Annotated in this window: 4 protein-coding genes and 1 pseudogene; all 5 read right to left on the reverse strand. The window is 51.4% G+C overall.

Annotation, left to right across the window (positions count from 1 at the left end):
- Window positions 1-605 (reverse strand): undecaprenyl-diphosphate phosphatase (locus Q0338_RS03825; protein WP_298085603.1); only part of this gene is annotated, 605 nt, incomplete at its 3' end.
- The gene (locus Q0338_RS03830; RefSeq protein WP_298085604.1) at window positions 605-781 is read right to left on the reverse strand and encodes a hypothetical protein; all 177 of its coding nucleotides are present in this window, start codon (window positions 779-781) and stop codon (window positions 605-607) included. The genes Q0338_RS03830 and Q0338_RS03825, both read right to left, overlap by 1 nt.
- A 130-nt stretch (window positions 782-911) precedes the next feature.
- Complete coding sequence (tkt, locus tag Q0338_RS03835) at window positions 912-2,825, reverse strand: transketolase (protein WP_298085605.1); 1,914 nt, start codon at window positions 2,823-2,825, stop codon at window positions 912-914.
- A 48-nt stretch (window positions 2,826-2,873) separates the two neighbouring features.
- The gene (locus tag Q0338_RS03840; RefSeq protein ID WP_298085606.1) at window positions 2,874-3,752 is read right to left on the reverse strand and encodes a hypothetical protein; all 879 of its coding nucleotides are present in this window, start codon (window positions 3,750-3,752) and stop codon (window positions 2,874-2,876) included.
- Window positions 3,753-3,883: 131 nt separating this feature from the next.
- A pseudogene (locus Q0338_RS03845) lies at window positions 3,884-4,521 on the reverse strand (hypothetical protein); the annotation flags it as partial.

Genomic DNA, 4,521 nt, shown 5'->3' on the forward strand with positions numbered 1-4,521 from the left:
TCCAAGCCGCCTGCTAACACGATAACCGGGATCGAGAGTAAAAACGAAAAATTTGCGCTTGCCGTTCGAGAAAAACCGAGCATCAGCGCCGCCGTCATCGTCACGCCCGAGCGCGAAACGCCCGGTATGAGCGCGATCGCCTGCGCTAGGCCGATGATTAGGGCGATTTTTATCGTGATGACGGTTTCGTCCTTTGCGCCGCTTTTTTTGTCGGCAAAGCCTAAAATTAATCCAAAAACTATGGTCATAATAGCGATCAAAGCGCCGTTTCTAGCGTACTGCTCGATAAAATCGCCAAAGGCTAGGCCAAACAGCCCCACGGGGATCGTGCCAAAACCGGTCGCCCACACGAGCGTGCTTTGGCCGACCGTCTTTTTTTGAGCGATCGAGGCGAAAAAATCTCTCAAAAGCGCGGCGATGCGGTCTTTGAAATAAATCAAAATCGCAACTAGCGTGCCTACGTGAACGGCGACGTCAAAGGCTAGTCCTTGATCCGCCCATCCAAGCAGCTTTGGCACCAGCACGAGGTGCGCCGAGCTAGATACGGGCAAAAACTCGCTAATGCCCTGAACTAGGGCTAAAACGATGATGTGCGAGAGTTCCATTACCCAGCCTTTTGGTTAAATTTAATCGTATTTTGCGCGCTAAATTTGATTTTATCTTGAGCGTAAATTTGCTCGCTCAAGCCTTTTTGCGCATCAAATTTACCCTCGCCGCGAGCTAAATTTAAGATGAAATTTTCGTCGGCGAATCGCCCTGTTTTTTGCCTATATTTTTGCAATCTTTCCCTTTTTAAATTTTGATTTTTCCGCGAGCAAACCGTGTAAATTTGATGCGGGTCTCGCCCGGTATGAGTTCTCAAATTTGACGGCTCTAGCCCAAGCCAAAACCGTCAAATTTAAAGCTAGATTTTACTTCGCCGTTTCCTGCGCAAATTCCGCAATCTTTTCAGGCGTAAAGCCGAAGTATTCGAACAATGCGCCCGCCTTGCCGCTCTCGCCAAAGCTCTTCATCGAGTAAATTTCACCCGCAAATTTATACCACTCTAGCGCGCTTGCGGCTTCGACGGCGATGATTTTGGTTTGCGGATCTAAAATTTTATCCACGTACTCGCGCGGCTGCTCGCAAAGCAGATCAAAGCACGGAGCAGAGACGACGTTCGCGCCGATACCGCGAGCGGCTAAAATTTCAGCCGCTTTGACGCAAAGCTCCACTTCGCTACCGCTAGCTATTAGCGTGATTTTGGCGTTTTGCGCGCGTTTTAGCAGATACGCGCCGTTTTCTACGCCGCCTAGTTCACCTTTTTCAAGCGGAGCGAGGCCTTGGCGGCTAAGCACGAAGGCGCTTGGAGCGCGTAAATTTAACGCCGCCTTCCAGCAAAGCGCGTTTTCGTTGCCGTCGGCCGGGCGGAAGGTGTAAAAGTTCGGCATCGCGCGAAGCGTGCTAAGCTGCTCGATAGGCTGATGCGTCGGGCCGTCCTCGCCCACGCCGATGCTGTCGTGCGTAAAGATAAAAAAGTGCCTAACGCTCATCAGCGAAGCGATACGCGCAGACGGCTTTAGATAGTCGCTAAAGATAAAAAACGTCGCGCTAAACGGCAAGAAAAGCCCGTATCTAGCGATTGCGTTATTTATCGCGGCCATGGCGTGCTCGCGGATACCGTAGTGGATGTTGCGGCCATTAGGGAAGTCGCCCATGCCCTTTAGCTCGGTTTTGTTCGACGGCGCCAGATCCGCGCTACCGCCGATAAAGCCGGGCATCGCGCGCGCTATCTCGTTCATGATGATGCCGTTGCTATCGCGCGTGGCTAGCTTTTTGCCGCTAAAATCAGGGAAATTTATCTTGCTAAAATCGGGATTTAGCAGCGCGTTTAGCATATTTTTGCTCTCGCTGCTTAGATTTTCTACCTTTTTGTTCCACTGAGCTTCGGCCAGGTCGCCCTTTTCTAGCGCAGCGCGGAAGCGAATCAGCACGTCCTCGTCGATGGCAAATTTGCGCTCAGGATCAAAGCCTGCTGCGATTTTAGCGGCTTTTATGATCTCCTCGCCAAGCGGCGCGCCGTGGCTGTGGTGACTGCCCTCTAGCTCGCCCGCGCCCTTTGCGATGCGGGTGTTTGCGATGATGAGATACGGGCGCTCTTTTTCGGCGGCTTGCTCTAGCGCAAACTCGATCTGATCGTAGTCGTGGCCGTCGATACGCGCGACGTCCCAGCCCTGCGCCTCAAACCTCGCCTTCACGTCCTCGCTCCAAGCGATGCTCGTGTCGCCCTCGATCGTGATGTTGTTTGAGTCGTAGATCAGCACGAGGTTGTCTAGGCGCAGGTTGCCCGCGACCGCACAGGCCTCGTAGCTGATACCCTCCTGCAAGTCTCCGTCGCCGCAGAGGCAGTAAATTTTATGATCGATGACGGCGTTTTCAGGTTCGTTTAGCAGATTAGCCGCGTATTTTGCCGCCATAGCAAAGCCCACCGCATTTGCTACGCCCTGCCCCAGCGGTCCGGTCGCGACCTCGACGCCTTTGGTGTGGATCTCTGGGTGGCCAGGAGTTTTAGAGCCTAGCTGGCGGAAGTTTTTTAGATCATCAAGGCTAAGATCATAGCCGCTAAGATGCAAAAAGCTATACACGAGCGAGCTTGCGTGACCGCCGCTAAACACGAGCCTGTCGCGGTTTAGCCAGTTTGGATTTTTAGGATTGTGATTTAGAAATTTAGCCAGCACGACCATGACGTCCGCTAGCCCCATCGGCGCGCCCGGATGCCCGCTGTTTGCCTGCTGCACCATATCCGCGCACAAAAACCTTATCGTATCAGCCATCTTTTTTAGCATTTTTTCTCCTTAGTTTTTATGCGATTATACGAAAATTCGGCTTAAATTTTACGCTTTTAGCGCCGCCGTAAATTTTAAAAACTCGGCGAAATTTTCCTTTTTATCTTTTAGCTCAAAAGGTATCTTATGCTCTTTTTCGCCGATTATTATGACGTCTTCTTCCCCCTCTTTTACCGTTATGGACGCGTCTGCGATCTCATCCCACGAGCTAAAAACGGGCTCTTCCATAAGGTCGCGGCTAATGAGTCCGCGCTCGTCCAAAATCACGCCAAAAGGCTTACTGAGTCCAAAAAGCGCGCTATCTAAGCTATGAAAAATCGGCGAGTTAGGCTTAAAAACTCCGAGCGATTTGGATAATAGCTTGCTCTCGTCAAGCGGCGTTTTTAGCGCTTCGCCCAGCTCAAGCTCCAAAATTTTATCCGCGATCGTGCGCTCCTCGGCTTTAACGCCCTCCTCGAAAACCGCCTGCAAGACCGCTTTTAGCGCCCTTTTCATCGCCGCTTTCATCTCGTCCTCGATTTCAAATTCGCATTTTTCTAGCTCTTGCCACGCGAGATTTTCCAGCTCGTTTTGCAGATACTTGCCGAGCCTAAACGCAGCCGCTACCTCATCGACATTTACGGCCGACGCGTCAAATTTAACCAAAAGATGCCGACTCGTGAGCAAAAATCCTATGCTTTTTCGCCCGATCATCTGCGTATGCACGCCGATAAACGCGAGCGGTCGGGCACCATAAAATTTAGGCGTTTTGCTATAATCAACGCCCTTTTGCAGCCCTAGGCTTTTATCTAAAATTTGCTCCACCGCCTTTGCGAAAACCTCGTCCGCATCGTCCCAAACCGGGTGTTTAGCGCCATTGCCGTTTAGAAATAAAACATTTTGCGTATTTTCATCGAAAGAGAGTAAAATTTCGTCCAAATTTTTCACGTTTTCTCCTAAATTTTATTTAAAAACCATACTCCGCCGCTCGTCAAATTTAGACGCCAAAATCCACCTCACAGCCAAACGTCATCGCATCATCGCGCGAAATTTGAACGATACACGGCTCATTCACGAGACTACTCGCACTTTTCGTAAAACCACTCGAGCATCTCGTTTAGCTTAAACTCATCGCCGTCTAAAAAATACTGCTTGCTGCTTTTGATTGCATTTTCGCCCGCGGCTACGTAGTCGCCGATGAATCCGCGATCCATGACGTCGCGCGCCAAGATGTCTGGCTCAAAGACGTTTACCGTCTTTTGCGTTTCGCGCCATTTGCCGCTCTCATTAGGCTCGCGAAGCACCGAAGATACGTTATTTCCCGCCTCGTCGTAGGCGTAGACATACTCGCGCCGCTCGCCATCAGACATCTCGCGATTTTTTATCAGGTTGCTGCGCGCATCGTAGCTAAGCTCGTTTTCAAACACGACCTCCCAGCGCTGCGACTCCCTCTGCCAAAACGACGATGCGGAGTACTTTAAGCGACCTTGCTCGGTCTCCTCGCGCACGTTTTTGTAGCAGCCGTTCCACTCGCTCTTTGCGGCGTCCCAGCGGCATCTAAGATCGGTAAAGCGCCTAAACTCGGGCTCTATTTTTTGCACCGTCCTCTCCTGCGGCTGCCACGCGTCCTCGCTCCACGTAAAATTTATCTCGGTGCGCATTCCGTCCGCAGCCGTAAAGGCCGAATGCTTCGTCTGCGGCACCCATTTGCCGCGCC

Origin of the sequence: uncultured Campylobacter sp. (assembly GCF_938018145.1) — a bacterium.
GTDB lineage: Bacteria > Campylobacterota > Campylobacteria > Campylobacterales > Campylobacteraceae > Campylobacter_A.

Coding starts and splice junctions, on each gene's coding strand:
- tkt (WP_298085605.1), bottom strand. CDS start 2,825: ATGCTAAAAAAGATGGCTGATACGATAAGGTTTTTGTGCGCGGATATG.